The organism is Nocardia sp. NPDC049220 (assembly GCF_040647855.1).
Lineage (GTDB): Bacteria > Actinomycetota > Actinomycetes > Mycobacteriales > Mycobacteriaceae > Nocardia.
Map to the genome: position 1 here is coordinate 1,502,737 of NZ_JBEZDA010000001.1, position 25,251 is coordinate 1,527,987.

General features: G+C 66.7%; 27 protein-coding genes. 20 read left to right on the forward strand and 7 right to left on the reverse strand.

The window, feature by feature from the left end; genetic code table 11:
- The first annotated feature begins 28 nt into the window (after positions 1-28).
- The 6 genes from AB0C34_RS06690 (at position 29) to AB0C34_RS06715 (ending at position 5,189) form a co-directional block, all read left to right on the forward strand.
- Positions 29-1,066, forward strand: coding sequence for a TIGR03842 family LLM class F420-dependent oxidoreductase (locus AB0C34_RS06690; protein WP_357068110.1), 1,038 nt, complete (start codon positions 29-31; stop codon positions 1,064-1,066).
- A gap of 206 nt (positions 1,067-1,272) precedes the next feature.
- Positions 1,273-2,580, forward strand: coding sequence for an aspartate aminotransferase family protein (locus AB0C34_RS06695; RefSeq protein ID WP_357068112.1), 1,308 nt, complete (start codon positions 1,273-1,275; stop codon positions 2,578-2,580).
- A gap of 88 nt (positions 2,581-2,668) precedes the next feature.
- A complete protein-coding gene (locus AB0C34_RS06700; protein WP_357068114.1) occupies positions 2,669-3,025 on the forward strand; it encodes a hypothetical protein in 357 nt (118 codons plus the stop codon).
- 369 nt (positions 3,026-3,394) lie between these two features.
- Positions 3,395-3,910, forward strand: a complete 516-nt coding sequence (locus AB0C34_RS06705; protein ID WP_357068115.1) for a hypothetical protein — start codon at positions 3,395-3,397, stop codon at positions 3,908-3,910.
- Positions 3,911-4,001: 91 nt separating this feature from the next.
- On the forward strand, positions 4,002-4,370 hold the full coding sequence (locus tag AB0C34_RS06710) for an arsenate reductase family protein (protein WP_357068117.1): 369 nt from the start codon (positions 4,002-4,004) through the stop codon (positions 4,368-4,370).
- Positions 4,371-4,508: 138 nt separating this feature from the next.
- Entirely contained in the window at positions 4,509-5,189 is a 681-nt protein-coding gene (locus tag AB0C34_RS06715) for a TIGR00266 family protein (RefSeq protein ID WP_357068119.1), read from the forward strand.
- Here AB0C34_RS06715 and AB0C34_RS06720 read toward each other — a convergent pair whose 3' ends face one another.
- Complete coding sequence (locus AB0C34_RS06720; RefSeq protein WP_357068121.1) at positions 5,190-5,795, reverse strand: NUDIX domain-containing protein; 606 nt, start codon at positions 5,793-5,795, stop codon at positions 5,190-5,192. It lies immediately after the preceding gene.
- 52 nt (positions 5,796-5,847) lie between these two features.
- Between AB0C34_RS06720 and AB0C34_RS06725 the strand changes: the two genes are divergently transcribed.
- On the forward strand, positions 5,848-6,228 hold the full coding sequence (locus tag AB0C34_RS06725; RefSeq protein ID WP_357068123.1) for a nitroreductase family deazaflavin-dependent oxidoreductase: 381 nt from the start codon (positions 5,848-5,850) through the stop codon (positions 6,226-6,228).
- 131 nt (positions 6,229-6,359) lie between these two features.
- Here AB0C34_RS06725 and AB0C34_RS06730 read toward each other — a convergent pair whose 3' ends face one another.
- The 4 genes from AB0C34_RS06730 to AB0C34_RS06745 all read right to left on the reverse strand — a co-directional run bounded on the left by AB0C34_RS06730 (position 6,360) and on the right by AB0C34_RS06745 (position 8,655).
- A complete protein-coding gene (locus tag AB0C34_RS06730) occupies positions 6,360-6,914 on the reverse strand; it encodes an SRPBCC family protein (protein ID WP_357068125.1) in 555 nt (184 codons plus the stop codon).
- Positions 6,911-7,225 carry a metalloregulator ArsR/SmtB family transcription factor gene (locus AB0C34_RS06735; RefSeq protein WP_357068126.1) on the reverse strand — a complete coding sequence of 105 codons (315 nt, stop codon included), beginning with the start codon at positions 7,223-7,225 and terminating at the stop codon, positions 6,911-6,913. Before AB0C34_RS06735 ends, AB0C34_RS06730 begins: the two co-directional genes overlap by 4 nt.
- A 190-nt stretch (positions 7,226-7,415) precedes the next feature.
- Entirely contained in the window at positions 7,416-8,201 is a 786-nt protein-coding gene (locus tag AB0C34_RS06740) for a helix-turn-helix domain-containing protein (RefSeq protein WP_357068128.1), read from the reverse strand.
- 328 nt (positions 8,202-8,529) lie between these two features.
- Positions 8,530-8,655 carry a hypothetical protein gene (locus AB0C34_RS06745; RefSeq protein ID WP_357068130.1) on the reverse strand — a complete coding sequence of 42 codons (126 nt, stop codon included), beginning with the start codon at positions 8,653-8,655 and terminating at the stop codon, positions 8,530-8,532.
- Positions 8,656-8,875: 220 nt separating this feature from the next.
- On the opposite strand from AB0C34_RS06745, the gene dop reads away from it, so the two are divergent.
- The 5 genes from dop (at position 8,876) to pafA (ending at position 14,139) form a co-directional block, all read left to right on the forward strand.
- The gene (dop, locus tag AB0C34_RS06750; RefSeq protein WP_357068132.1) at positions 8,876-10,375 is read left to right on the forward strand and encodes a depupylase/deamidase Dop; all 1,500 of its coding nucleotides are present in this window, start codon (positions 8,876-8,878) and stop codon (positions 10,373-10,375) included.
- A gap of 323 nt (positions 10,376-10,698) precedes the next feature.
- Entirely contained in the window at positions 10,699-10,893 is a 195-nt protein-coding gene (locus tag AB0C34_RS06755) for a ubiquitin-like protein Pup (RefSeq protein ID WP_040735645.1), read from the forward strand.
- Positions 10,890-11,744 carry a proteasome subunit beta gene (gene prcB / locus AB0C34_RS06760; RefSeq protein ID WP_357068134.1) on the forward strand — a complete coding sequence of 285 codons (855 nt, stop codon included), beginning with the start codon at positions 10,890-10,892 and terminating at the stop codon, positions 11,742-11,744. The genes AB0C34_RS06755 and prcB overlap by 4 nt, the downstream gene beginning before the upstream one ends.
- 2 nt (positions 11,745-11,746) lie before the next feature.
- The gene (gene prcA, locus AB0C34_RS06765) at positions 11,747-12,535 is read left to right on the forward strand and encodes a proteasome subunit alpha (protein ID WP_357068136.1); all 789 of its coding nucleotides are present in this window, start codon (positions 11,747-11,749) and stop codon (positions 12,533-12,535) included.
- A gap of 245 nt (positions 12,536-12,780) precedes the next feature.
- The gene (pafA, locus tag AB0C34_RS06770) at positions 12,781-14,139 is read left to right on the forward strand and encodes a Pup--protein ligase (RefSeq protein ID WP_357068138.1); all 1,359 of its coding nucleotides are present in this window, start codon (positions 12,781-12,783) and stop codon (positions 14,137-14,139) included.
- 50 nt (positions 14,140-14,189) lie between these two features.
- Here the strand turns inward: pafA and AB0C34_RS06775 are convergent, their stop codons facing one another.
- The gene (locus AB0C34_RS06775) at positions 14,190-14,486 is read right to left on the reverse strand and encodes a thiamine-binding protein (RefSeq protein ID WP_357068140.1); all 297 of its coding nucleotides are present in this window, start codon (positions 14,484-14,486) and stop codon (positions 14,190-14,192) included.
- Positions 14,487-14,574: 88 nt separating this feature from the next.
- Here AB0C34_RS06775 and AB0C34_RS06780 point away from each other — a divergent pair, with 88 nt between their 5' ends.
- The 7 genes from AB0C34_RS06780 (at position 14,575) to AB0C34_RS06810 (ending at position 22,796) form a co-directional block, all read left to right on the forward strand.
- On the forward strand, positions 14,575-15,567 hold the full coding sequence (locus AB0C34_RS06780; RefSeq protein WP_357068142.1) for a WYL domain-containing protein: 993 nt from the start codon (positions 14,575-14,577) through the stop codon (positions 15,565-15,567).
- A 109-nt stretch (positions 15,568-15,676) separates the two neighbouring features.
- Entirely contained in the window at positions 15,677-16,651 is a 975-nt protein-coding gene (locus AB0C34_RS06785) for a YafY family protein (protein WP_357068144.1), read from the forward strand.
- 136 nt (positions 16,652-16,787) lie between these two features.
- Positions 16,788-17,837 (forward strand): 2-dehydropantoate 2-reductase, encoded by a 1,050-nt coding sequence (locus AB0C34_RS06790; protein WP_357068146.1) that lies wholly within the window; start codon positions 16,788-16,790, stop codon positions 17,835-17,837.
- A 63-nt stretch (positions 17,838-17,900) separates the two neighbouring features.
- Positions 17,901-18,164 (forward strand): Sec-independent protein translocase subunit TatA, encoded by a 264-nt coding sequence (gene tatA, locus AB0C34_RS06795; RefSeq protein ID WP_357068148.1) that lies wholly within the window; start codon positions 17,901-17,903, stop codon positions 18,162-18,164.
- 99 nt (positions 18,165-18,263) lie between these two features.
- Positions 18,264-19,217 carry a twin-arginine translocase subunit TatC gene (tatC, locus tag AB0C34_RS06800; protein ID WP_357068150.1) on the forward strand — a complete coding sequence of 318 codons (954 nt, stop codon included), beginning with the start codon at positions 18,264-18,266 and terminating at the stop codon, positions 19,215-19,217.
- Between the two features lie 2 nt (positions 19,218-19,219).
- Positions 19,220-21,922: an RNA helicase gene (locus tag AB0C34_RS06805; RefSeq protein ID WP_357068152.1), complete on the forward strand. Its 2,703-nt coding sequence runs from the start codon at positions 19,220-19,222 to the stop codon at positions 21,920-21,922.
- A 193-nt stretch (positions 21,923-22,115) separates the two neighbouring features.
- The gene (locus tag AB0C34_RS06810; protein WP_357068154.1) at positions 22,116-22,796 is read left to right on the forward strand and encodes a DUF4333 domain-containing protein; all 681 of its coding nucleotides are present in this window, start codon (positions 22,116-22,118) and stop codon (positions 22,794-22,796) included.
- Positions 22,797-22,913: 117 nt separating this feature from the next.
- Here the strand turns inward: AB0C34_RS06810 and AB0C34_RS06815 are convergent, their stop codons facing one another.
- Positions 22,914-23,882 (reverse strand): 5'-3' exonuclease, encoded by a 969-nt coding sequence (locus tag AB0C34_RS06815; protein WP_357068156.1) that lies wholly within the window; start codon positions 23,880-23,882, stop codon positions 22,914-22,916.
- A gap of 152 nt (positions 23,883-24,034) precedes the next feature.
- On the opposite strand from AB0C34_RS06815, the gene AB0C34_RS06820 reads away from it, so the two are divergent.
- Positions 24,035-25,162: a Xaa-Pro peptidase family protein gene (locus AB0C34_RS06820; protein ID WP_357068158.1), complete on the forward strand. Its 1,128-nt coding sequence runs from the start codon at positions 24,035-24,037 to the stop codon at positions 25,160-25,162.
- Positions 25,163-25,251 lie beyond the last annotated feature (89 nt).

The window sequence follows — 25,251 nt, forward strand, 5'->3', positions numbered from 1 at the left end:
CATCCCGATCCACGAAACGGAGGGCCGCATGGACATCGGTGTGGTGTTGCAATGTACGCCTCCCGCCGCGCGTGTGGTCGAGCTGGCCAGACTCGCGGAGACACATGGGTTCTCGCATGTCTGGACATTCGACTCGCATCTGCTCTGGCAAGAGCCTTATGTCATCCACAGTCAGATCCTGGCCGCCACCCGCAAAGTGGTGGTCGGCCCGATGGTGACCAACCCGGCCACGCGTGACTGGACGGTGACCGCGTCGACCTTCGCCACGTTGAACGATATGTTCGGAAACCGCACCCTGTGCGGAATCGGTCGCGGCGACTCGGCCGTGCGCACCCTCGGTGGTAAACCCGCCACCCTGGCTACGCTGCGGGAATCCGTCGAGGTGATCCGGGAACTCGGCAACGGTCGCAGCGCGCGGGTGGGTGATACCGTCGTTCGTCTGCCGTGGGCAGCCGAGTCCAGGCTGGAGGTGTGGGTGGCGGGGTACGGACCCCGTGTTCTCGACCTCGCCGGTGCGGTGGCCGATGGATTCATTCTGCAATTGGCCGATCCGGACATCACGGCATGGACCATAGCGCGGGTGCGGGCAGCCGCCGAACGCGTAGGTCGCGACCCGGCGTCGGTCCAGATCTGTGCCGCCGCGCCGGCATACGTCACCGACGGATCGGACGCGATGCTGGCGCACGCCAGGCAGCAGTGCCGGTGGTTCGGTGCGATGGTCGGCAATCACGTCGCGGACATCGTGTCGAAATACGGTACCGGCACCGATATCCCGGCCGCGCTCACCGACTTCATCCAGGGCAGGCAGGACTACGACTACAACCAGCACGGTCGCGCGGGCAACGTGCATGCCGAATTCGTGCCCGACACCATCGTGGACCGCTTCTGTCTGCTGGGCACGCCCGACGACCATCTGGCCCGGCTACGCGAGCTGGAGCGGCTCGGTGTCGACCAGTTCGCCGTCTACCTTCAGCACGACGCGAAAACCGCGACGCTGCAGGCGTACGGCGAATCGGTGCTGCCGCGCCTGACCCAGCCGGTGATTGCCACCGAGGCGGTCGATTGAGCCCCGGCGACCGGCGGCCTGTCCACCGGAACGCTGCGCCGCGCGGCAGTGAAAGGCGCGGCCGCTGTGGCAGAACCCCGGACGGTGCCTGCACCGGCGAGTACGTTACCAAGGCGCTGGACCTCTCGACGTCCCGCGGAAACGATGTCACCGGGGCCGGTTACGCGCCGCAGCACAGGTGACCTTGACAGAAGGTGGTAAGTAGCGTGGCCGATCACGTTTTCTATCCCTGGAGCGCCCAGGCCGAGGTGAACCCAGTGCCGATCACCGGGGCGTCCGGCTCCTACTTCTGGGACGCGACCGGCAAACGCTATCTCGACTTCTCCTCGCAGTTGGTGAATGTCAACATCGGTCACCAGCAGCCGGACATCATCGCGGCGATCGTGGCGCAGGCACAGCGGCTCAGCACCATCTCGCCGACCGTCGGCAACGAGGCGCGCAGCGAACTGGCCCGGCTGATCGTCGAGCGCGCACCCGGCGAGCTGAATCGGATCCTGTTCACCACCGGTGGCGCGGAGGCGGTCGAGCATGCGGTGCGGCTGGCCCGCAGTTACACCGGGCGCACGAAAATGCTCGCGGCGTATCGCTCCTACCACGGCGGTACGGGTGTCGCGATCGGCCTCACCGGTGAACCCCGCCGCTGGGGCGCGGAGCCGACCAATGTCGACGTGGTGCGATTCTTCGGACCGTATCCCTACCGATCGCCGTGGGCGACGGCGACTCCCGAGGAGGAGACCGCCGCCGCGCTGGCCCATCTGCGACAGGTGATCGAATTGGAAGGCCCGCAGCACATCGCGGGGCTGATTGTGGAGACGGTGGTCGGCACCAACGGCGTGCTCGTTCCGCCGCCCGGCTATCTCGCCGGTGTGCGCGCGCTGTGCGACGAGTTCGGCATCGTCTACATCGCCGATGAGGTGATGGTCGGGTTCGGCAGGGTGGGTGAATGGTTCGCGGTCCAGGCTTTCGACGTCGCGCCTGATCTGATCACGTTCGCCAAGGGCGTGAACTCCGGCTATGTCCCGCTCGGCGGTGTGCTCATCGCGGAAAAGATCGCTGAGCGCTACGACCACACCGTGTATCCAGGTGGTCTCACGTATGCCGGGCATCCGCTGGCCTGCGCGGCCGGCGTTGCCTCGATCGAGGTTTTCGAGCGAGACGGCATTCTCGACCACGTGCGCTCGGTGGGCGCTGACGTGCTCGGAAAGGGGTTGCAAGAGTTGACTGCCCGGCATCCGAGTGTTGGTGAGGTGCGCGGGCTCGGCTTCTTCTGGGCCCTGGAACTGGTCCGTGACCCCGTCACCAGGGAGCCGCTCGTTCCGTTCGCCGCGGCGGGCGCGACCGCCGCACCGATGGCCGCGGTCACCGCCGCTGCGAAGGATCGCGGGTTGTGGCCATTCAACGCGGGCAATCGTTTTCAGATCGCGCCGCCGCTGACAACCACCGCGGAAGAGCTGCGCACCGGTTTGGCGATCATCGACGAAGTGCTCGAGGTCGCCGACGGCTTCATGAGCTGAATGTCCGGTGTTGTCGCGGCGCTCGGGGCGCCGAACCGGCGCGATCTTGCCGGGCTCGGCTCCGGGCGCTCGACGACCAGACCGTGGCATGGCCTTGCCGTGGGCCGAACCGACTTTAACGCTATCGGCCCACTGGGGGGCGCCGCCGAAGAACCGTGCCGGTTACATCGACTGGCAGGTCCGGTCGGCGCGAGCGGTGGGGTCCCCCGAGTTCGAGTTCGACGCGGCAGTTCGGGCCGATCGGGCCGCACGCGTCTACGACCGAGGACGCGATGACACCGGGATGATGCGCCAGCTGGTGACGGTTCCGGCCTCCGGTGACCGAGCACAGCTGAGAGCGTTGCGCGTACCCACGCTGGTGCTGCATGGCGCAGCTGACCTCATGCGCGACGCCAGTGGCGGCGAGCGACCGCCGACGCCTTCCCCGAAGCGAAACTCGTCATGATCGACGACATGGGCCGTGGCCTGCCCCGAGAATCGTGGCCGACGTTCGCCGATCACATCGCTGAACTCATCCAGCGTAGAGCGGCGGTACACAGCAGTGCCCAGGGTCGTGCGGCGTATCGGCGACGCTAGCCGGCGGCCGCGGACCGCCGATGAAAGATCGCATCAGTTTCCCCATTGGGAGTAGGCCCTACGGGCTGATACTTGTCGGGTGATTTCGCATTCGGCCGGGCCCAATTCAGCGCACTCCTGTCGATTCTGTGGTGGACATCCCGATGACGTCGGGCTACTGCGCTCTTTGTCTGCGTGTGACCAGTGTGCGAGCACGGTGGAGGCGGCCATCGCCGGAGCTGGTAGATATACCGCGGAAGTGGACGACGCCGCGCACGCCGAGCTGATCGCGACAGCCGATGACCCGAGGCCCGTGCCGCGGCTGTATATTTTCGAGCGCGTGGTGGCGGCCGGGCTGACCAGGCGTCGGGCCAGGGTGGCCGTGACGATCTTTTCGCTCGAACTGTTCGACGATGGATTCCGGATCAGGGCGCAGGTGGACTTGGCGCGGGATCATCCCGACTACCGCTCCCCGTTGGAACCCGAAACCTGGGATGATCCACCTGGCCGGACGCGGCATTTCCGCTCGGGTTTTCCGGAGACCGGGATGCGTCTGACCGACGACCGGGGCGGCGCCTACCGTTTCATGGAGTCGCGTGCAGACAGTGACGGCGCCAGGATCGTGCTGGACTTCGCCTGCGGCCCTCGTCTCGATCCTTCCTGTCGCGTACTGAATGTGACTGTGCCGCAACTTCTCTGGCAAGATCCGATCGACCCGCTGGCGGGGTTCCTGCTCGACCCTGGACCGTGGGACTTCACGATTCCGCTGGGATGACCGGAGCCGGCGAGTCGGAATGCCGATCTTGTGACGGACGGCTCGACCCAGGGCGGCTCGACGATCGTTCGGCCCTCGGTATCCTGCGTATATGACCTCTGGGCGGACCGAACTCTGGCACAACCCGCGGTGTTCCAAGAGCCGCACCGCGACCGCGTTCCTGGACGAAGCGGGCCTCGAGTACTCGGTGCGGAAGTACATCGACGAGCCGCCGTCCGCCGCCGAACTTCGCGACGTGCTGCGCAGGCTCGGTGTCGAACCCTGGGACATCGTCCGTACCGGCGAGCGGATCGCCAAGGAGCTGGATATGGCGAACTGGGGACGCGCCGACAATGACCGGGACCGGTGGGTGGCGGCAATGGTCGAGCATCCGGCGCTGATCCAGCGTCCGATCGTGCTGACCGCCGACGGTGGCGCTGTGGTCGCGCGCGACGAGGCAGCGCTGCGCAATCTGCTGTGACGACTGCGGCCGGTTCGTCGCGCTGCGTCGGCTCGGTGTCGGCCGACTCCGTCGCACAGGATTCGCTGAACTGTCGCCTGTACCGGAGGTGAATCGGGCCGATACTCCGGTTCGATACAGGCGGTAGGGTCGGCGGACATGAAGGTACAACTGCGGCACAATCCTGCTTCGACCATTGCGCGGTGCTTTCTGGCCGGCGGAGAGCCGATGCGGGTCGAGAGTGGCGCCATGGTTGCGCACTCGGCGGGAGTCACGTTGCAGGCCAAGGCCGAAGGCGGCATCCTGGCCGGATTGAAGCGGTCGGTGCTGGCCGGTGAATCGTTCTTCGTCTCGACCTTTACGGCGCCGCAGCAGGGTGGCTGGGTGGATGTGGCGCCCGCGCTACCCGGCGACATGCTGAACCTGCAGATCAGCCCGGATCGTCCGTTCTTCATCAGCCGCGGCGGCTGGATCGCCAACTCGCACGGCGTACAGGTGGAGAGCAAGTGGGGCGGTTTCGCGAATCTGTTCGGCGGCGAAGGGGGATTCGGTTTGCGCGCACACGGTGCGGGCGAGATCGTCGTCGGTGTGTTCGGCGCGATCGATGTCATCGACCTGCAAGCCGGCGAGCCCATCACCATCGACACCGGTCACGTGGTGGCCTACGACCTGGCGATGAATTTCACCATTCGCCGAGCGGTGTCGGGCCGATCGATCCAGTCGCTGAAGTCGGGCGAGGGATTCGTCTTCGACTTCACCGGGCCCGGTCGAGTGTTGCTGCAGACTCGCAACCCAGGCGCGTTCGCCGCGTGGGCGGGGTCGGTCGTGTCGTCCAGCTGATCATCGTGACGGCCCGCCCGTATTCTTCGGCCGGGGGCCCGCCGTGTTGAGGATGTCCGGGATCAGTAGGCGGGTGTCCGGCACAAAAGGCCAGTCCGGATCTACCAGGTGCGCCAGCAGTTCGGCCTCGGACCACCACCAACCGTCAGCGATCTCATCGGGTTGGTGCCGAATCGGTCCGTCGTAGCGCAGTTCGTACGCGAAAAGGTGACAGCGCATGGGTCTGTCCTGCCAGTCGCCATCCCAGGAGACGCTCGCCAGCGTGCGCAACGGCAGATCGCCCCGGTCGAGCATGATGCCGAGTTCTTCGCCGACTTCGCGCAGAGCGGTGTCGCGCGGCGATTCGCCGGGTTCGACCACGCCGCCCGCGAGGCAGTCGTGCATGCCCGCGAAGACCATTTTGGTGTCGGTGCGGCGGTGCACATAGATCCGATCGCCATCCGGTGACCGCACCAGAACGCCGGCGCTGGCATGCCACAGTCCGTCTCGGTAGACCGTGGCCCGGTCGGCCGCGCCGATTGGGTTGCCCTGGGGGTCGTAGACCGCGATCGACTCGGTGCCCGACGCGTCGGCGTCCGGTGACCCACGGTGCGGCGGAAATGGCACGGGTCGAGAGTAGCCTGAGCACCGCACGCCCCCCGGAGAGAGGATCGCCCCGATGGTGCTTCCGCGCGCATTGGCGAATTTCAACCGGCACGTCACCAATCCGACCGCGGGTCTTGTCGCGGGTCGGGCGCCCGGTTTCGGCATCGTGCTACACAAGGGCCGAAAATCTGGGCGCTCCTACCGAACTCCGGTCATGGTCTCCGTCCACGACGACAATTACCGAATCGCCCTCATCTATGGCCGAAACGCCGACTGGGTCAAGAACATTCGCGCCGCCGGCGGCTTCACGCTGGAGACTCGCGGGCACGTCGTCGAGCTGACCGAGCCGGTGGTGCTGCACGGCGCGTCCGGGGTCTGGGCGTCGCCGGGTGTTCGCCAGGTGCTCACTGCGCTCTCGGCCGACTACTACCTGCAGGCCCGTCGGGTGGACTGACCGACTGCCGCGGCAGATCTTGGTTCCGCCGGTGCGGCGGCATACTGCGCGGCGTGGAGTAGGCTCCCGCCTTCAGCATGCCTATGGTGACAGGGATCGGTTCCGCTACCGGCTTGGGGGCGTTGAGCGATTCAGGCGTCGATCGGCGGATCGATCGCTTCGATGCCGAGGCGGTCGGAATACTGCTTGTTGAGTTCGGCCCAACCGTGGTTCATCGCTTCGGCGCCGACGATGGGGCCGATCGGACTGCCCGCCAGCAGCTCCGCGGCTACATCGAGGCAGATGTGCCAGCCCGCCGCCATCATCGCGGCCATGGCGCGATCGGCCAGCCAATGGGTGAGCCGAAGCGTGGTCGCCGCGCCGTGCGGACTGAGGTCCCAGCGCAACAGGTCGGCGCCCCAGGTGAATTCGAGCAGTGCGGGCGGCTCGGCCACGGTCACCTGGCCGTGCAATTCGGTCCGCGTGTGACTGTCGGTCATGATCAGGGTGACCGGTCCTGGGGTGTGTAGTGGCCGATCCGCGGTGTAGGGCGCCCAGTGCCGCAGCTCGTCCGGGTCGGTCAGTGCCGACCAGACAGATTCGGGTCGGTGCGGAAACTCCCTGGTGAATACCAGCGCGAACCGCGTGCCATCGCTGACGATCTCGACCGGCCGCAACGGACTCGGGTGATAGTGACGAGTGGTCATGGAGACTCCTTGTTGTCGAGGTGTCGGCCGAGGGCATCGAGGTGCCGGCTCCACAGCCGCAGGTAGGGCAGGAGCCAGTCCTCGAGGTGCTGGAACGGTCCCGGCGCCAGCCGGTAGATCCGCTTCTGTGCCACGGTTTCGACGGTGACGAACCCGGCCTCCCGCAGCACCTTGAGATGCTTCGACACCGTCGGCTGCGGCAGGTTCAGCTGGTCGACCAGCTCACCGACACTGGCCTGGCCGGTGCGCAACCGGTCTAGAATCTTTCGGCGCTGTGGTTCGGCCACCGCCGCGAATGCGTCAACCGTCACTCCAAGTAATATGCCAGAACATGCATATACCTGTCAAGGAATATAATCTGATCCACGCTTTAACGGGTGACGAGATGGACCGAACCGGAGCTACCGTCGGGATCGCGGCGGCCGCGAACTCGCCCGGCCACCAGCAGCGCAAGCACCTGGAATGGAAGCCGCACGCCGTGTTGTCGCGACGGTGATGCCGCTATTCGCCCACCGCCCAGTGGGATCTCCCGCTCAGCGCCGAGGGCGGCAGCCCGAACGTGCGTCGGCAGGCGCGGGTCAGGTGAGCGCTGTCGGAGAACCCGGCGGCCACCGCGGCCGCGGTGAGGTCGTCGCCCGCACGCACGCGAGTTGTTGCGATATGCAGTCGCAGCCAGAGGATGTAGGGACGCAAAGGGATTCCCACCTGTTCGGCGAACAGCCGGGTGAGTCTGCTTGCCGAAATGCCCAGCCGGTGTGCGACATCCGAGCCGCGCACCGAGCCGTCCCGGACCAACGCGGGCAGCAGGTGCAGCGCCGCGGTGACGACGGAGTGCCGCTCGCTCGATTCGATCTTGCCATTCTCGGGCAGAAGATCGTCGATGACGGCCGCGACCTGGTCGATCAGATCGCCGTGGGTGGGATCGAACCTGAGCGTGTCGGCGCTGTCGATCCATCCGTGCAGGTGCGCCCTTCGATCCGCGGCGGCTCCGGCGGCGGTCTCCGGATCGAGGTAGATGGCGGTGCCATGTGCGGCGCCCACGTCGATCCGATGTGGCGCGTCGGTCGGAACGATGACGCGGGTGCCGTGCCGCCGGACGCCGTTGCCGTCGACCACGACGATGGGGCTGGACGCGGCAATGATTTGCACCGCGTGGTGGGCATGCAACGGCGTCGGATCGACGGCTTCCGCGAATGCCAGGATCCCGGGCCGCAGCAATGCGGTTGATGACGGTGGCTCTGCGGCGCCCTTCGACGTCGGGAAGTCGTTGGTGACCAGAGCCTTCATCGGACACTCCCGGCTGACGCACGCTCGCTGGATCCTGCAACGAGACTATCCGTTCGCCGCTGCGGTAGTCGCGCTTTGCCCGATCGCGCCCGCTCCTGTCCGGTCTGCCGCCCGGAAGAGCAGGCAACAGCCGCGCCGCTCGTGCTGTTCGCGGCGAGTATCCCCAATTCCTGGTGCATCTCGTCGACGTCGCTCCCACGCATGGAAACGACCACGCCGGCCACACGCAAAGGATCGAGGGGAGTCGAACGGTGGTTCGGATGCTTTCGCGAGCCGCCGTGTCGCTCCGCTCGAATGGTGTAGGCGGTGACGCCTGGGCGGCAGTGGGCTAGTTGTCGGTGATGTCTACGTCACGCCTCGCCGAGCGCGGGGACGTAGCCGACCAGTCCTTCGGGTTGGTGAGAATCCGGGTACCGGTGCTCAGCGTGCCGAGGATCGCGACCCCGCGCAGCATGTCGAGAGCGGTGAACCGGGCGGGGGCCGCTGGCGTCGTCGGTTCCGGCGAACGGTGCGCCCGTCAGGCCCGATCGGCGATCGGAGATCGATTCGGTCGTCGTTCGACTATCACGTCGACCTGCGCGGGGACGAGTTCTCCGGAAGTACTACAGCGGTATGACATTGGTCTCCGCCCGTCGCGCCGGGTCAGCCCAGGCGCGTCGCCTAGGCTCGACATCATGCAGCGCATCATCGGAATCGAGGTCGAATACGGCATCTCGACCCCTACCGAGCCGTCGGCCAACCCGATCCTCACCTCCACGCAGGCGGTTCTGGCGTACGCCGCGGCCGAGGGTGTGCCGCGGGCGAAGCGCACTCGGTGGGACTACGAAGTGGAATCTCCACTGCGTGACGCGCGTGGGTTCGACCTGAGCCGCATGAACGGCCCCGCTCCGGTGATCGATGCCGACGAGGTCGGCGCGGCCAACATGATCCTCACCAACGGTGCCCGGCTCTATGTGGATCACGCCCACCCCGAGTATTCCGCGCCCGAGGTGACCGACCCGTTGGATGCGGTGATCTGGGACAAGGCCGGCGAGCGGGTGATGGAGGCCGCAGCGCGGCACGCGTCGAGCGTTCCGGGCGCCCCGCGTCTACAACTCTACAAGAACAACGTCGACGGCAAGGGCGCCTCGTACGGCACCCACGAGAACTATCTGATGAGCCGCGACACCCCGTTCAACCAGATCATCGTCGGACTCACGCCGTTCTTCGTGTCCCGCCAGGTGATCACGGGCGCCGGCCGGGTCGGCATCGGCCAGTCCGGCGACAATGCAGGCTTCCAGCTGTCCCAGCGCTCCGACTACATCGAGGTCGAGGTCGGTCTGGAGACCACGCTCAAGCGCGGCATCATCAACACCCGCGACGAGCCGCACGCGGACGCGGACAAATACCGCAGACTGCACGTCATCATCGGCGACGCCAATCTGGCCGAAATGTCGACGTACCTGAAGGTGGGCACCACCGCCTTGGTGCTCGATCTGATCGAGGCGGGCGAGAACCTGTCCGATCTCCAGCTGGCCCGCCCGGTCACCGCGGTGCACACGATCAGCCACGACCCGACGCTGCGCGCGACCGTCGCGCTCGCCGACGGCCGCGAGCTCACCGGTCTCGCGCTGCAACGGGTCTACCTGGACCGAGTGGTCAAGTTCATGGACCGCGAAGGCAATGACGACAAGCGCGTCCAGGACATCATCGACAATTGGGCGATGGTGCTCGACCTGCTCGAACGCGACCCGATGGAGTGCGCGACGCTGCTGGACTGGCCCGCCAAACTGCGGTTGCTCGAGGGTATGCGCAACCGAGAGGGTCTCGGCTGGGCGGCGCCCAAGTTGCACCTGATGGACCTGCAGTACTCCGACGTTCGCCTGGACAAGGGCCTGTACAACCGGCTGGTAGCGCGCGGTTCGATGAAGCGGCTCGTCACCGAGCAGCAGGTCCTGGATGCCATGACCAAACCGCCCACCGACACCCGGGCGTATTTCCGCGGCGAGTGCCTGCGCCGTTTCGGCGCCGACATCGCCGCCGCCAGCTGGGATTCGGTGATCTTCGATCTGGGCGGCGACTCGCTGGTCCGCATTCCCACGCTGGAACCGCGGCGCGGCACGAAGGCCCACGTCGGCAAGCTGCTCGATGGCGTGGACACCGCCGCTGACCTGGTTCAACAGCTCACGACCTAGCGTGCTGTGCCTGGCCGAACCCACGCACAGAGGGGGACGTGACCGTCTGGGCTGTCATGGCGTGGCCCACCTCCGGGCAACCGAAACGCAGGCCCGACGGTGCAAGTCTCGCCCGCTCGGACACCGGAAAGCGGCCGCGTTCCCATCGTGGTGTAGGTGATGTAGTCGACCCGCGAATCGAACACAGAGGCGAATTAGACACAGTTGCGCCATGGTGCGGGTGTCGCTGGGTAGTGTTGAAGGACGAGCACGGACATTGCTCATGATCGGGGCCGTGCTCAGATGGGCCCCGGTCATGATGAGGACAGAGGAGGTCGGCTGCGATGGCACAAGAGCAGACCAAGCGCGCCGGGGGTGGCGACGAGGATGATGGCCCGGACGGTGTGGACGCCGCCGGTCAGGAGCGCCGCGAGAAGCTGGCGGAGGATACCGACGACCTGCTCGACGAGATCGATGATGTGCTCGAGGAGAACGCCGAAGACTTCGTCCGAGCGTACGTGCAGAAAGGTGGCCAGTGACAGCAGGTGACCCCTCGCGTCTCCACTTGGGGTACGCCCTCTCTTCCTTCTCCGAATACCTGCGTATGCACGCGCCGGACCTGTTGCCTTCCAACAGCTTCGGACATAGTGCCGCCGGACCTACCGGCGGCACTTCCGCGAAGGACATCGCTCCGCACGGCACCACGATCGTCGCGGTCAGCTACCGCGGCGGCGTGCTGATCGCCGGTGATCGGCGCGCCACCCAGGGAAACCTGCTGGCTAGTCGGGACATCGAGAAGGTCTACATCACCGACAGCTACTCCGCGGCCGGTATCGCCGGTACCGCGGGCATGGCGGTGGAGATGGTGCGAATCTTCGCGGTGGAGTTGGAACACTACGAGAAGCTCGAGGGCGTGTCGCTGACGTTCGACGGCAAGGCGAACAAGCTGTCGAAGATGGTGCGCGAGAACTTGCCCGCGGCCTTGCAGGGCCTGGCGGTGGTACCGATGCTGGTCGGCTACGACCTCGGCGCCACCGATCCGCAGAAGGCGGGCCGCATCGTGTCGTTCGATGTGGTGGGTGGTCGTAGTGAGGAACGATTCGGCTACGCCGCGGTCGGTTCCGGCTCGATGTTCGCGAAGTCCTCGCTGAAGAAGTTGTACGCCAAGGGGATTGATCAGGATCGAGCGCTGCGCATCGCGGTCGAGTCGCTGTTCGACGCGGCCGATGACGATACCGCGACGGGTGGTCCGGATCTGCTGCGCAACATCTTCCCGACGGCGATCGTCATCGATGAGGAGGGCGCGGTCGAGGTGACCGAGTCGCGGCTGGCGGAGATCACTCGCGGGATCGTCGCCGATCGTGAGGCCGCCGAAGAAGGGAGCGCCTGAGCATGACACTGCCGTACTACGCGTCGGCCGAGCAGATCATGCGCGACAAGACCGAACTCGCGCGCAAGGGTATCGCCCGGGGTCGCAGTGTCGTGGTGCTGATCTATGACAAGGGCGTGCTGTTCGTCGCCGAGAACCCGTCCGCGACGCTGCACAAGGTGAGTGAACTCTACGACCGGATCGGGTTCGCCGCGGTCGGCAAGTACAACGAGTTCGAGAATCTGCGCAGGGGCGGCATCCTGCAGGCCGATATCCGCGGTTACCAGTACGACCGCCGTGATGTCACCGGCCGGGCGCTGGCCAACGCCTACGCGCAAACTCTCGGCTCGATCTTCACCGATCAGCTCAAGCCCTACGAGGTGGAGATCTGTGTCGCCGAGGTGGGCTATCCGGAGCAGTCCGCGGCGTCGGTGCTGTACCGGATCACCTTCGACGGGTCGATCGTCGATGAGCGGGAGTTCGTGGTGATGGGCGGTACGACCGAGCCGATCGTCACCGCGCTGAAAGGCTCCTACCAGCCGGGTCTGGACTTGGCCTCGGCGGTCGGTGTCGCGGTACGCGCGCTGCAGGCACGCGCGCCGGAAGGCGCGGAGAAGGAGAAGCGAGTGCTCGACGTGAGCTCGCTCGAGGTTGCGACGTTGGAGCAGGCGCGCCCGCGCCGGGCGTTCCGACGCGTCACCAATACCGTGCTCGAGCGGCTGCTGAGCCCGGCCGAACCGGCCGGCAAGCCGAAGTCGAAGAAGAACGAGAAGACCGAGGAATCCCCGGTGGACGACGCGAAGTCGGAGTAAGCCGCGAGGCGGATGAGTTCCACGGCGGCGGGAAGGGCGCGTTGACGGCGCGGTGTCCCCGCCGCCGTGCCGTCGTGGTCGGCGGGGCGTCCGGATCTCTGGTCGGAAGTGTGCATCCTTTCGGTGACAGCCCGGGTTCGACCGTGCAAATTCCGGCAAAGCGGACCAAATCGTTGTGAAGACGTATGCATCCGGGTTGTTCGGTGCACCACGCAAGTCCAGCACATGGCTGTACTGTCGATAGTGTGCAGCGACGAATTATGGGGATCGAGACCGAGTTCGGTGTGACATGCACCTTCCACGGTCACCGTCGGCTGTCCCCCGACGAGGTAGCCCGGTATCTGTTCCGTCGGGTGGTGTCCTGGGGCCGTAGCTCGAACGTGTTCCTCCGCAACGGTGCTCGGCTCTACCTCGATGTCGGGTCGCACCCGGAGTACGCGACCGCGGAATGCGACAACCTGGCGCAGTTGGTGACCCACGACCGAGCGGGCGAGCGGGTCCTCGAAGAGTTGCTGATCGACGCCGAGCAGCGTCTTGCCGAAGAAGGCATCGGCGGCGACATCTACCTGTTCAAGAACAACACCGACTCCGCGGGCAACTCCTACGGCTGCCACGAGAATTTCCTCGTGGTCCGTGCGGGCGAGTTCTCCCGGATCTCGGACGTGCTGCTGCCGTTCCTGGTGACCCGTCAGCTGATCTGTGGCGCGGGCAAGGTTCTGCAGACGCCGAAAGCCGCTACTTTCTGCCTGTCGCAGCGTGCCGAACACATCTGGGAGGGCGTCTCCTCGGCGACGACCCGCTCGCGCCCGATCATCAACACGCGCGACGAACCGCACGCGGACGCGGAGAAATACCGCCGCCTGCACGTGATCGTCGGCGACTCCAATATGTCAGAGACCACCACCATGCTCAAGGTCGGCACGGCCGCGCTGGTGCTGGAGATGATCGAGGCAGGTGTCTCGTTCCGCGATTTCGCCCTGGACAATCCGATCCGCGCGATCCGTGAAGTCAGTCACGATATGACTGGGCGCCGTCCGGTGCGCCTGGCGGGTGGTCGGCAGGCCAGCGCACTGGAGATTCAGCGCGAGTACTACGCCCGCGCTGTGGAGCATCTGCGCAACCGGGACCGCGATCCCCAGATCGATCAGGTGGTCGACCTGTGGGGCCGCACCCTGGACGCGGTCGAGGCGCAGGACTTCGCCAAGGTCGACACCGAGATCGACTGGGTGATCAAGCGCAAACTGTTCCAGCGCTATCAGGACCGCTACGGCATGGAATTGTCCGATCCGAAGATCGCTCAGCTCGATCTCGCCTATCACGACATCAAGCGTGGTCGAGGCGTCTTCGATCTGCTGCAGCGCAAGGGCCTGGCCAAGCGGGTCACCGAGGACGAGGCGGTGGACGCCGCGGTGGACATTCCGCCGCAGACCACTCGCGCCAAACTGCGTGGGGACTTCATCACCGCCGCGCAGGAGGCCGGCCGTGACTTCACCGTCGACTGGGTGCATCTGAAGCTCAACGATCAGGCGCAGCGCACCGTGCTGTGCAAAGACCCGTTCCGCTCGGTCGACGAGCGCGTGGAACGTCTCATCGCGTCGATGTGAGTGGGTTGCGGGCCGGTCGAGCGACCGGCCCGGTGCCGTTGCGGCGCGGATCACTCGTGTGCCAAGTACCGTTCGATCGTCGCCACCTTCGCGGTCATCGCGTCCGTCACGCCGGGTCGTATGTCGGCTTTGAGCACCAGGCTGCACCGTGGCGCGACCGCGATAACCGCGTCTGTCGCCTGCTTGACCACGCCCATCACCTCGTCCCATTCGCCCTCGACGGTGGTGAACATGGCGTCGGTGTGGTTGGGCAGGCCACTGGCGCGCACGATGCGGACCGCTTCGGCGACGGCTCGCCCAACGTTGGCACCGGCACCGAGGGGAGTAACGGAGAAGGCGATGATCATGTATTGATGATGCCCGCATCGCACGCGTGACCGAATGAATCGCGCGCCGCCGCGCGGTGTCGGCCCGGTGCCGATTACCCTCTATCGGGTGGCGATATCCAAGGTCGAGCGGCTGATGAATCTGGTCATCGCGTTGCTGTCGACCCGTCAGTTCTTGACCGCGGAGCGGATCCGGGACAGTGTCGCGGGATACGAGGACTCCGCCAGCGACGAGGCGTTCAGCCGGATGTTCGAGCGGGACAAGAACGAACTCCGTGATCTGGGCATTCCGCTGGAAGTCGGACCGGTGGGCCGGTACTCGACGATCGAGGGCTACCGGATCAACCGGGATGCCTACGAACTACCCGATATCGACCTCACCGACGAGCAAGCCGCCGCGGTCGCGGTCGCCGTGCAGATGTGGGAATCGCCCGAGTTGGCCGCCGCTGCGGAGGGCGCGCTGCTCAAGCTGCGGGCGGCGGGCATCCACGTGGAGACCGATGCCGCCGTCGCGTCGGTGCCCGCCGTCCCCGCCCGCACTCGTGGCTCGGAGCCGGTGCTCGGCAAACTGTTGGCAGCGATCGACGCGGGCCAAGCGGTCCGGTTCGAGCATCGCGGTGCGATCAACGCCCCCTACCTGATGCGCGATGTCGAGCCATGGGGCGTGGTCACCCATCACGGCCGCTGGTACCTGGTCGGCCACGACCGGGATCGGGACGCGGTGCGGAGTTTCCGCCTGTCCCGGATCGGCGACGATGTGACCGCCTACGGGCCGCGCAACGCGGTGCACAAGCCGGACGGGGATCTTCGCGCGATTGTCGACCGAGTCACCAGTTCGGCGCCGGTCAGCGGCTTGGCTACGGTGTGGATCGTTGACGGACGAGGCCAGGAGATCCGCAGGCTCGGCCAGGTGACCGATGCGCGCACGATCGGTCGGCGCGCGGGCGCCGTGGTGGAACTGCCCGTTCGCTCGTGGGACTGGGTGGCCCGGCTCATCACCGGTCTCGGCCCGGATGCGGTGGTGCTCGCGCCCGAGGAACTCAGGACCGACGTCATCGCCCGGCTGCGCTCGGTGTTCGACCATACCGAGGTCCGGGCATGAACGGGCGGCGATCGACGCAGCCCTCGGGCGCGACAGTACGGGAGCCGAGTGCGCGCGAGGCACAAGGCATCAGCGCGGGGGTATCGGGTGCGGTGGGCGAGGTGACACGGTGAGTTCGAGGCTCTCGGTGCGTCTGTCGCGGCTACTCAACATGATTCCGTACTTCATCGCGCATCCCGGTATCAGCGCTGCCGCTGCCGCCGCCGACCTGGGCGTGACCACCAAGCAACTGATGAGCGACCTGAATCAACTATGGATGTGTGGGCTGCCCGGATATGGTCCTGGCGACCTGATCGACCTGTCGTTCTCGGAGGAGAGCATCGAGGTCACCTTCTCCGCCGGAATCGACCGGCCGCTGCGTCTGACCTCCACCGAGGCGACCGCACTGCTGGTCGCGCTGCGTTCGATCGTGGATATGCCAGGCATGGTCGACCCGACCGCGGCGCACGCGGCCATCGCCAAGATCGAATCGGCGATCGCGGGCGGGTCGACCCGGGCCGGCGAGGCCCGCGAGACTCACACGCCGCCGCGGGAGGCGCCCGCCGTGGCCACCGTGCGGTCGGCGCTGGCGCTCGGGCGCGCGCTGCGCTTGGTGTACTACTCCGCCAGCCGCGATGTGGTGTCCGAACGGGTGGTCGACCCGATCCGTATCGTCCTGGTGGACAACAACAGCTATCTGCAGGCGTGGTGCAGGCAGGCCGAGGGCGTCCGGTTATTCCGTTTCGACCGGATCGAGGCCGCGGTCGAACTGGACGAACAGGCGCGGCCGCCCGAGCACGCCACGGAAGCGGGGCTCGACCTGTTTCAGGACGACCCCGCGGTTCCTTTGGCGCGCTTGCGAATTCACGCCGATTACGCTTGGGTACTCGATCAGTACCCGATGCATCGGCTTGCGGTGCATCTCGATGGCAGTCTGGAGGCGACCATGCGGTTCGCCACGCTGGATTGGATGGCGCGGCTGCTGCTCGGCTTCGGCGCCGGCGTCACGGTCCTCGGGCCGCCGGAACTGGTCGCTGCGGTGCGGGAACGCTCGAACGCCGCCCTGGCCGCCTACGAGGAAGCCGGATACCCGGAGGCTCGATGAGGGACGACCCGACAGCGCCGTTATCGGCGGACCGGACGTCGCGACACACTGGAGGATCGATGCGGAGTAGGCGGCCTTCCGGTGCCGGCTCGGCCCGAACAGAGGTGTTCTCTCGAATGTCAGAGGCTGGAACGGCGTGAAGAATCGCGTGCTGGTGGTCGGAGCGGGCAGTATCGGCACCTTCGTCGGCGGCAAGCTGGCGATGGCCGGAGCGGACCTCACGTTGGTCGGTCGAACATGGTTGGTGGACGAGATCACCTCCTCGGGGCTGCGGCTGACCGATCTCGACGGCGGCGACGACGTCCTGGCCCCGGACAGGTTCCATGTCGCCACCGAGCCGGAGGATGTCGGATCGGCGGACCTGGTGCTGGTCACAGTGAAATCGGCGGCGACCGCGGACGCGGTGCGCCCGCTCGGCGGCAAGATCCGGCCGGGCACCGTGGTGCTGAGTTTGCAGAACGGTATCGGCAACGACAGTGTGATTCGGGAGATCCTGCCGCACTGCGTGGTCCTGGCGGGCATGGTGATGTTCAATGTCGTGCACCATCCCGACGGCCGCTTCCACCGCGGCACCGAGGGCAAGCTCGCGGTGCAGGACGATCCCGCGCTCGCACCGTTCGTCGACCTCTTCGAACAGGCGGGACTCGCATTGCGCCGGTACCCCGACCTGCGTCCGGTGCAATGGGCGAAACTGCTACTGAACCTCAACAACCCGATCAACGCGTTGTCCGGACAGCCGCTGCGTACGGAACTCGCCGATCGCGACTACCGTCGCTGTCTCGCGCTGACCCAGCGCGAAGCGCTGGCGGTGATGAACAAGGCGCGAATTCGCCCGGCCAGACTTACTCCGCTGCCGCCGCGGATGATGACGGCGCTACTGACTGTCCCCGACGGCTTGTTCCAGCGGGTGGCCGGGCGGGTTCTCGCCATCGATCCGGAGGCGCGCTCCTCCATGGCGGACGATCTGGGACTCGGTCGCAAGACCGAAATCTCCTGGCTGTGCGGCGAGATCGTCGGTCTGGGTGCGATGGTCGGGGTCGCGACGCCGGTGAACCAGCGGCTGATCGAGTTGATCGTGGCCGCTGAACAGGGTGATCGGCGGAGCTGGACCGGACCGCAACTGCTCACCGAACTGCACGCCGCCGCGGCAGGCGGCGTGGTCGAACGCCGGGCAAACGACCAGTGACAACAGCGTTCGCGCACGTCACGGTCCGGTAGCATCGAATCATCACAGTCTTGGGAGGTAATTATGGGCAGTCTGAGCATCTGGCACTGGCTGATCATTGCGGTGGTTTTCGTGATGTTCTTCGGCGCGAAGCGGATGCCCGACGCGGCCCGCAGTCTGGGCCGATCCTTGCGCATCTTCAAGAGCGAGGTCAGCCAGATGCAGAACGAGGGTGCCTCGTCGACCACCACCGCGCCGACCCAGCAACCCACGCCGCAGCTGCCGTCCGCGCAGCAGGTCGCACCGTCGGCCACCGAGCAGCCGCACACCGAGCCGAAGTCGGTCTGAGCGGACCAGCTCGCGCCGGGGTGAGGACGGACCTCACTCCGAACTCAGCGCTGTTGCCGAGGTCAGTAGGGCACGTCAACCCAGGGGTTATCACCGACCATGCGAATCCCGTTCGATCCGCGTCGCAGTAAGCGCAGGACCAATCCCGACGGCACCATGTCGTTGGTCGAGCATCTGCAGGAGCTGCGCTACCGCCTGCTGATCTCCATTCTCGCGGTGGTCGTCACCACGGTGCTCGGGTTTCTCTGGTACGCGCATTCGTTGATGGGTATCGAGAGCCTCGGTGAGATTCTTCGCGGGCCATACTGTTCGTTGCCCGCGTCGGCGCGCGCATCGCTCAGCCCGGATGGTGCGTGTCGTCTGTTGGCCACCGCGCCGTTCGAACAGTTCACGCTGCGCCTGAAGGTCGGTATGACCGCGGGCGTCGTGTTGGCCGCGCCGATCTGGCTGTATCAACTGTGGGCATTCATCACACCCGGCCTGTACGCCAAGGAACGCAAGTACGCGATTGGGTTCGTGTCCTCCGGAACGGTGCTCTTCGCCACTGGTGCGGTGCTCGCCTACATCGTCATCGCGCACGCCCTCAGCTTTCTGCTCACCATCGGCGACAACGTTCAGATCACCGCGCTGAGTGGTTCGCAGTACTTCGGCTTCATCATCAACCTGCTCGTCATCTTCGGCGTCAGCTTCGAAACTCCGCTGTTGATCATCGGATTGAACCTGGTCGGGTTGCTGACCTACGCGCGGCTCAAGGCGTGGCGGCGCGGCATCACCTTCGGCCTGTTCGTCTTCGCCGCCATCGTCACCCCGCAGGACCCGTTCTCCATGCTCGCGCTCGCGCTGGCGCTGACCGTTCTGTTCGAGGTCGCCATCCAGTTCTCCCGGATCAACGACCTGCGACGTGCCCGCCGCGACAACGAAGGGTGGGGCGCCCTGTCCGATGCGGAAGCGTCCGATGTGAGTTCGCCCGAGCCGATCGATCCGGCGGCGTCGCTCTCGACGTCACAGGCGAAATCCACGCGCTCGGTGTCGGACTACTCCGATACCCTCTGACAGTGACAGATCATCAGTCGCAGCCGGGCGAGTTGGCCGCATTCTCCGTCGAGCTGAAGTTCGAGCTCGATCCGTTTCAGCGCACTGCGTGTCGGGCGCTCGAGGACGGCCACAGCGTGCTGGTGTGCGCTCCGACCGGCGCGGGCAAGACCGTTGTCGGTGAATTCGCGGTACATCTGGCGCTCGCGGCGGGTGGAAAATGCTTCTACACCACACCGATCAAGGCACTGTCGAACCAGAAGTTCGCCGACTTCACCGAACGGCACGGCCGCGACAGCGTCGGCCTGCTCACCGGCGATCAGTCGATCAACCCGGACGCACCGGTGATCGTGATGACCACCGAAGTGCTGCGCAATATGTTGTACGCCTCCTCCGACGCGTTGCGCGGGTTGTCGTATGTGGTGATGGACGAGGTGCACTACCTCGCCGATCGATTCCGCGGGGCGGTGTGGGAGGAGGTCATCCTGCATCTGCCGCCGGACGTCCGGCTGGTCAGCCTGTCGGCCACGGTCAGCAACGCGGAGGAGTTCGGCGCGTGGATGGAGACCGTGCGAGGCGACACCACCGTGGTCGTCGACGAGACCCGGCCGGTGCCGCTGTGGCAGCACGTCATGGTGGGGCGGCGGATGTTCGATCTGTTCGACACGAAGTCCACCGACCAGAAGGTGCTGGTCGACGAGGATCTGGTGCGGTTCATCCGGCAGCGCGAGGCGGCCGACCGGATGAACGGCTGGGCTGGTCCACGCCACGGCCGTGGTGGTCCACGTCGCGATTTTCGTCCGCTACCACGGCCCGACGTGCTGGCCACGCTGGACGACGAGGGCTTGTTGCCCGCGATCACGTTCATCTTCAGCCGAGCAGGCTGCGATGGAGCGTTGGCACAGTGCCTGCGCTCACGGCTGGACTTGAGCCGCGCGGACGAACGCGACGCGGTCGACGCGATCATCGACAAGCACACCGGCGATTTGCCCAAGGCCGATCTGGAGGTGCTGGGCTACTGGGAGTGGCGCGAGGCGCTACAGCGGGGTTTGGCCGCGCATCATGCGGGCATGTTGCCCGCGTTCCGGCACACCGTCGAAGAGCTGTTCGTCAACGGACTGGTGCGCGCCGTATTCGCCACGGAGACACTGGCGCTCGGCATCAACATGCCCGCGCGCACCGTTGTGCTCGAGCGGCTGGTGAAGTTCAACGGCGAGTCGCACGCGGAACTCACGCCGGGGGAGTACACCCAGCTGACCGGGCGAGCAGGGCGGCGCGGCATCGATGTCGAAGGACACGCGGTGGTGCTGTGGCAGCCCGAGGTGGACACCAGTGCGGTCGCGGGCCTGGCTTCCACCCGGACCTATCCACTGCGCAGTTCGTTCCGTCCGGGCTACAACATGTCGATCAACCTGATCGACCGGATGGGCGCCGACGAGTCGCGCGCATTGCTGGAGCGGTCGTTCGCCCAGTTCCAGGCGGATCGCTCGGTGGTCGGATTGGTGCGTGGCATCGAGCGCAACGAGGTCACCCTGCGCAAACTGGTTGATCAGCTGGGCGGCGTCGAAGGCGGCTTCCTGGCCTACTTCGCACTGCGCGAGCGGATCAAGCAGCGCGAGCGGCAGTTGGCGCAGCAGGGCCGAGCCGATCGGCGGGGTGCGGCAGTGGCCGCGCTGGTCGCGCTGCGCCGCGGCGACGTGGTGGCGATTCCGTCCGGGCGGCGCGCCGGGCTCGCGGTGATCCTCGAGCCGGATTCGACGCCTGGGGATCCGCGTCCGCTGGTGCTCACCGAGGACAAGTGGGCGGGCCGGGTGTCGGTGGCGGACTTCCCGGTGCCCGCCGAGGCGCTCGGGCATATGCGGTTGCCGCGCCGGGTGGATCATCGGACCGCGCACATCCGCCGTGATCTGGCGTCAGCGCTGCGCAGCACCGGAATCTCGGCGCCGGGCAGGGCACGGCGGGGCAAGCGTTCGGCGGCGGCCGACGACCGGGAACTGGCTACGCTGCGCCGCAGCCTGCGCGCACATCCCGCGCACACGAGGCCTGACCGCGAGCAGATGGCCAGGGTGGGCGATCGTTACAACCGGCTATTGCGCGAGACCGAGGCCATGCGCCAGAAGGTTGCCGCGACCACCAACTCGTTGGCGCGGACCTTCGATCGGATCCTTGGACTGTTGGAAGAACGCGGGTTCGTGCACGAGAGCGAGGTGACCGCCGACGGGCGCAGGTTGGCTCGGATCTACGCCGAGAGCGACTTGTTGGTCGCCGAGTGCCTGCGGCAGGGTCTGTGGCGCGGCCTCGGCCCCGCCGAACTGGCCAGCGTGGTCTCGGTACTGGTGTACGAATCGCGTCAGGAGGGTGGATATCTCGGTGCGAGCGGACCGACGGCGCCGATCCGACAGGCGGTCGGCGCGACGATCGGAGCGTGGACCGGGTTGCGGTCGGACGAAGCGCGACACAAACTGCCGCCGACCAGGGAACCGGATCTCGGTTTCGTCACCGGCGTCTACAAGTGGGCGCGCGGGGACGGGTTGGCCGACTCGTTGCTGGCCAGCGGCGACCAAGGCGCACCACTCTCGGCGGGCGATTTCGTCCGTTGGTGCAGACAGGTGATCGATCTGCTGGATCAGATCCACAGTACCGCCGACGACTCCGAGATCGCGGCGACAGCGGCCAAGGCGGTGCGGGCGATCCGGCGGGGTGTCGTCGCGGTGGACGCCGCGTGAGCGGTATGAGCGCAGTGTCGGTGTCGGCGTGCGTCACCATGGAGGTGTCGCGGGCGCTGCCGACATCAACACAGTTGATTCGATTGTGATTTGATTTCTTTCGCGTACCGACCGTGGCGGAAGAGTCGTGTGATGCGACGGGCCCCACGCGGGGGGCTACCGTGTGTACAACGATGCGAGTGGAGGCAAGCAGATGAGCGGCCCTTATGGACCGAATGACCCTGGGGAGGGACGCAACGATCCCACCCAGCAGTGGGGCGGACAGCAGGCACCCGGCGGTGCCGGCTCCGCGCAGCCTTGGGGTGGACAACCGCAGTCCCCGGCTTCGGCCCAGCCGACCCAGCACTGGGGTGAGCAACCGCCGCAGCAACAGTGGGGACAACCGCACCAGCAGTGGGGTCAGCAGCCCCAGCAACCGCAGTGGGGTCAGCAGCCCGCTCAGCCGGGCCAGCCGCAGTGGGGCCAACCCCAGCAGCAGGACTGGGGCCAGCAAGGCCAGCAGCCGCAGTGGGGTCAGCAGCAGCCCCAGTGGGGAGCTCAGCAGACACCGCCGCAGCAGGGCGGAAAAGGCAAAGGCCTTGTTATCGGCCTGTCCGTGCTCGCTGTCGTGGTGCTCGGTGCGATCGTCGCCCTCGTTCTGGCGCTGACCGCCAAGGACAAACTAGACCAAGCCGCGGTGCAGGACGGCGTCAAGAAGGTGCTGTCGGATTCCTACGGCATCCAGGACGTCAGTGATGTTTCCTGCCCGTCCGGCCAGGAAGTCAAGGTCGACGCCGCGTTCGAATGCAGCCTGAAGGTCAGCGGCGAGTCGAAGAAGGTGACCATCAAGATCACCAAGGAGGACGGCACCTACGAGGTCGGCCGCCCCAGCTAGTTCCCGGTCCGCTCGCATCCCGGTGCGGCCCACTCGACGGTGGGTCGCACCGCCGGGTTCGGCGTCGAGATCGAGTAGCCCCATCGCGATGTGCGCGATGGGGTTCTCTGTTGGTCGTCAGGTGGTGCGTACCGCGCTCAGGGCGGAGATCAGGCGGGTGATCGGACTCTCGGCGTTGTAGGCGGTGGCGAGGTCACGCAATCGAGCCGGGTCGGCGGGTTCGGTCGGGAGGACATCGCTGCGGGAGAGTTCCACGTCGGCGTCGCAGACAACCCGCACGACCGGCGCCGCGGCGTTCAAATAGTCCTCCGCGGCACGAAGTTTGGCGCGCATGCCGTGGGCGAGGTCGGCGTCCGCGTCGTCGACGGCCGCGCGTAGCGCGTCGAGCGAACCGAAGCGTGAGATCAACATCGACGCGGATTTCTCACCGATCCCCGCGACACCGGGCAGGCCGTCGGAAGCATCGCCGCGCAGCGTGGCCAGATCGGCATACGCGTGACCCGCATTCTGTTGTGGCACACCATATTTCGCGGAGACCTCGGCCGGTCCGAACAGTTCCGCCTTGGCCAGGCCGCGCCCCGCGTACAGCACGCGTACCGGGGGTTCCGGGTCATCTCGCACGAGTTGGAGCAGATCGCGGTCACCGCTGACGACGATGACCGCATCGTCGCGTTCGCGGGTGGCCAGGGTGCCGAGTACGTCGTCGGCCTCCAGGCCGGCCGCGCCGCCGGTCGCGACGCCGGCCGCGTCCAGGACCTCCAGAATCATCGCTACCTGGGGGGTCAGCGTGTCCGGAACCATCTCGGCGCCGGCCGCGGCGTCCGGGGTGCGGTCGAGCCGGTGCGCTTTGTAGGACGGCACCAGTTCAACCCGATAGGCGGGCCGCCAGTCCAGGTCCAGGCAGACCACCAGCCTGCTCGGCGTGTGCTTGACGATGAGCGACGCCACCATGTCGATGAAACCGCGTAGCGCGTTCACCGACCTACCGTCCGGCGCGGTGATCTTGTCCGGAATCGCGTGAAAAGCACGGAACCACAGACTGGCTCCATCCAGCAGCAACAGGGGCCCACCAGCAGCAGAGGTCACGGGCTGAGGCTACCCGCCTGCTGTGACATCACCGCGGAGACAGAAGGGCCGTTGGAGAGATCGCGGCTCCGACGACCGTGTCGACCTGTTCTAGTGGGGTGGTGCCACGGTTCGAGTTCATCCGACGTCGGCCGGCGGGTAACGTCGCACAGATGAGCTCCCACACGAATTTTAGGTTCGCGGCGGACGTCTATGGTGCTCGGGTCGAGCGCGCGGTGGAACTGATGCGGGCCGCTCATCTGGACGCCTTGCTGATCACCCCGGGGCCGGATCTGCGCTATCTGATCGGATCGGCGGCAGAGTCCTTCGAGCGGCTGACCTGTCTGGTGATCCCCGCGGACGGCGCGACGCCGTCGGTGGTGATCCCGAAACTGGAACTCGCCTCGCTGGACGATTCAGCGGCAGGCGAATTGGGGTTGCAGGTACTGGACTGGGTCGACGGCACCGACCCGTACGGCGTGGTGAAGTCCGCGCTGCATGTCGGTTCCCGGGTGGCCGTCGCCGACGCCATGCCCGCGCTGCACCTGCTGCCGCTCGCGGAATCGTTCACCGGCCTACCCGTGTCCGCCACCCCGGTGCTACGCGAACTGCGCATGATCAAGGACGCCGCGGAGGTGGACGCGCTGCGCCGCGCGGGCGCCGCGATCGACCGGGTACACGCGCGGATGAGTGAGTTCCTGCAGGTGGGTCGCACCGAGGCCGAGGTCGGCGCCGACATCGCCGCCGCCATCGTGGCCGAGGGGCACACCGAGGCGGCGTTCGTCATCGTGGGCAGTGGTCCGCATGGCGCCGATCCGCATCACGGAGTGTCGCAGCGGCGCATCGAGGCCGGGGACGTGGTGGTCATCGACATCGGCGGTCCGGTCGAGCCCGGCTACTACTCGGACTCGACGCGGACGTATGTGCTCGGCGATCCGGACGCGGAGGTAGCCGCGCGGTGCGCCGAACTGGAGCGCGCCCAAGCGGCCGCGGCCGCGGCAGTCCGCCCGGGAGTCACCGCCGCCGCGATAGACGCCGCCGCCCGAAACCCATTGACCGAGGCGGGTTTCGGCCGTGAGTTCGTGCATCGCACCGGCCACGGTATCGGCTTGTCGGTCCATGAGGAGCCCTACATCGTGGAAGGCAACGACGTGGTCCTGCAGCAGGGCATGGCATTCAGCATCGAGCCCGGCATCTACTTCCGCGGCCGGTGGGGCGCCCGCATCGAGGACATCGTCGTTGTCACCGCCGACGGCAGCGAATCGATGAACAACCGCCCCCATGGACTCACCGTGCTATGACCTGGCGGTACGACGGGACACGGCCGTGGCGGGATTCCGTCGCGACCCGGCCGGCCACCAACACTCGCCGCCGTGCGGGAGTATCGGCA

What these genes read in the sequence shown, in the direction of transcription:
- AB0C34_RS06690 (WP_357068110.1), top strand. Translation starts at nt 29, where the DNA reads ATGGACATCGGTGTGGTGTTGCAATGTACGCCTCCCGCCGCGCGTGTG.
- AB0C34_RS06700 (WP_357068114.1), top strand. Translation starts at nt 2,669, where the DNA reads ATGGCCTTGCCGTGGGCCGAACCGACTTTAACGCTATCGGCCCACTGG.
- AB0C34_RS06710 (WP_357068117.1), top strand. Translation starts at nt 4,002, where the DNA reads ATGACCTCTGGGCGGACCGAACTCTGGCACAACCCGCGGTGTTCCAAG.
- AB0C34_RS06715 (WP_357068119.1), top strand. Translation starts at nt 4,509, where the DNA reads ATGAAGGTACAACTGCGGCACAATCCTGCTTCGACCATTGCGCGGTGC.
- AB0C34_RS06725 (WP_357068123.1), top strand. Translation starts at nt 5,848, where the DNA reads ATGGTGCTTCCGCGCGCATTGGCGAATTTCAACCGGCACGTCACCAAT.
- AB0C34_RS06730 (WP_357068125.1), bottom strand. Translation starts at nt 6,914, where the DNA reads ATGACCACTCGTCACTATCACCCGAGTCCGTTGCGGCCGGTCGAGATC.
- AB0C34_RS06740 (WP_357068128.1), bottom strand. Translation starts at nt 8,201, where the DNA reads ATGAAGGCTCTGGTCACCAACGACTTCCCGACGTCGAAGGGCGCCGCA.
- AB0C34_RS06745 (WP_357068130.1), bottom strand. Translation starts at nt 8,655, where the DNA reads ATGCTGCGCGGGGTCGCGATCCTCGGCACGCTGAGCACCGGTACCCGG.
- dop (WP_357068132.1), top strand. Translation starts at nt 8,876, where the DNA reads ATGCAGCGCATCATCGGAATCGAGGTCGAATACGGCATCTCGACCCCT.
- AB0C34_RS06755 (WP_040735645.1), top strand. Translation starts at nt 10,699, where the DNA reads ATGGCACAAGAGCAGACCAAGCGCGCCGGGGGTGGCGACGAGGATGAT.
- prcA (WP_357068136.1), top strand. Translation starts at nt 11,747, where the DNA reads ATGACACTGCCGTACTACGCGTCGGCCGAGCAGATCATGCGCGACAAG.
- AB0C34_RS06775 (WP_357068140.1), bottom strand. Translation starts at nt 14,486, where the DNA reads ATGATCATCGCCTTCTCCGTTACTCCCCTCGGTGCCGGTGCCAACGTT.
- tatA (WP_357068148.1), top strand. Translation starts at nt 17,901, where the DNA reads ATGGGCAGTCTGAGCATCTGGCACTGGCTGATCATTGCGGTGGTTTTC.
- tatC (WP_357068150.1), top strand. Translation starts at nt 18,264, where the DNA reads ATGCGAATCCCGTTCGATCCGCGTCGCAGTAAGCGCAGGACCAATCCC.
- AB0C34_RS06810 (WP_357068154.1), top strand. Translation starts at nt 22,116, where the DNA reads ATGAGCGGCCCTTATGGACCGAATGACCCTGGGGAGGGACGCAACGAT.
- AB0C34_RS06820 (WP_357068158.1), top strand. Translation starts at nt 24,035, where the DNA reads ATGAGCTCCCACACGAATTTTAGGTTCGCGGCGGACGTCTATGGTGCT.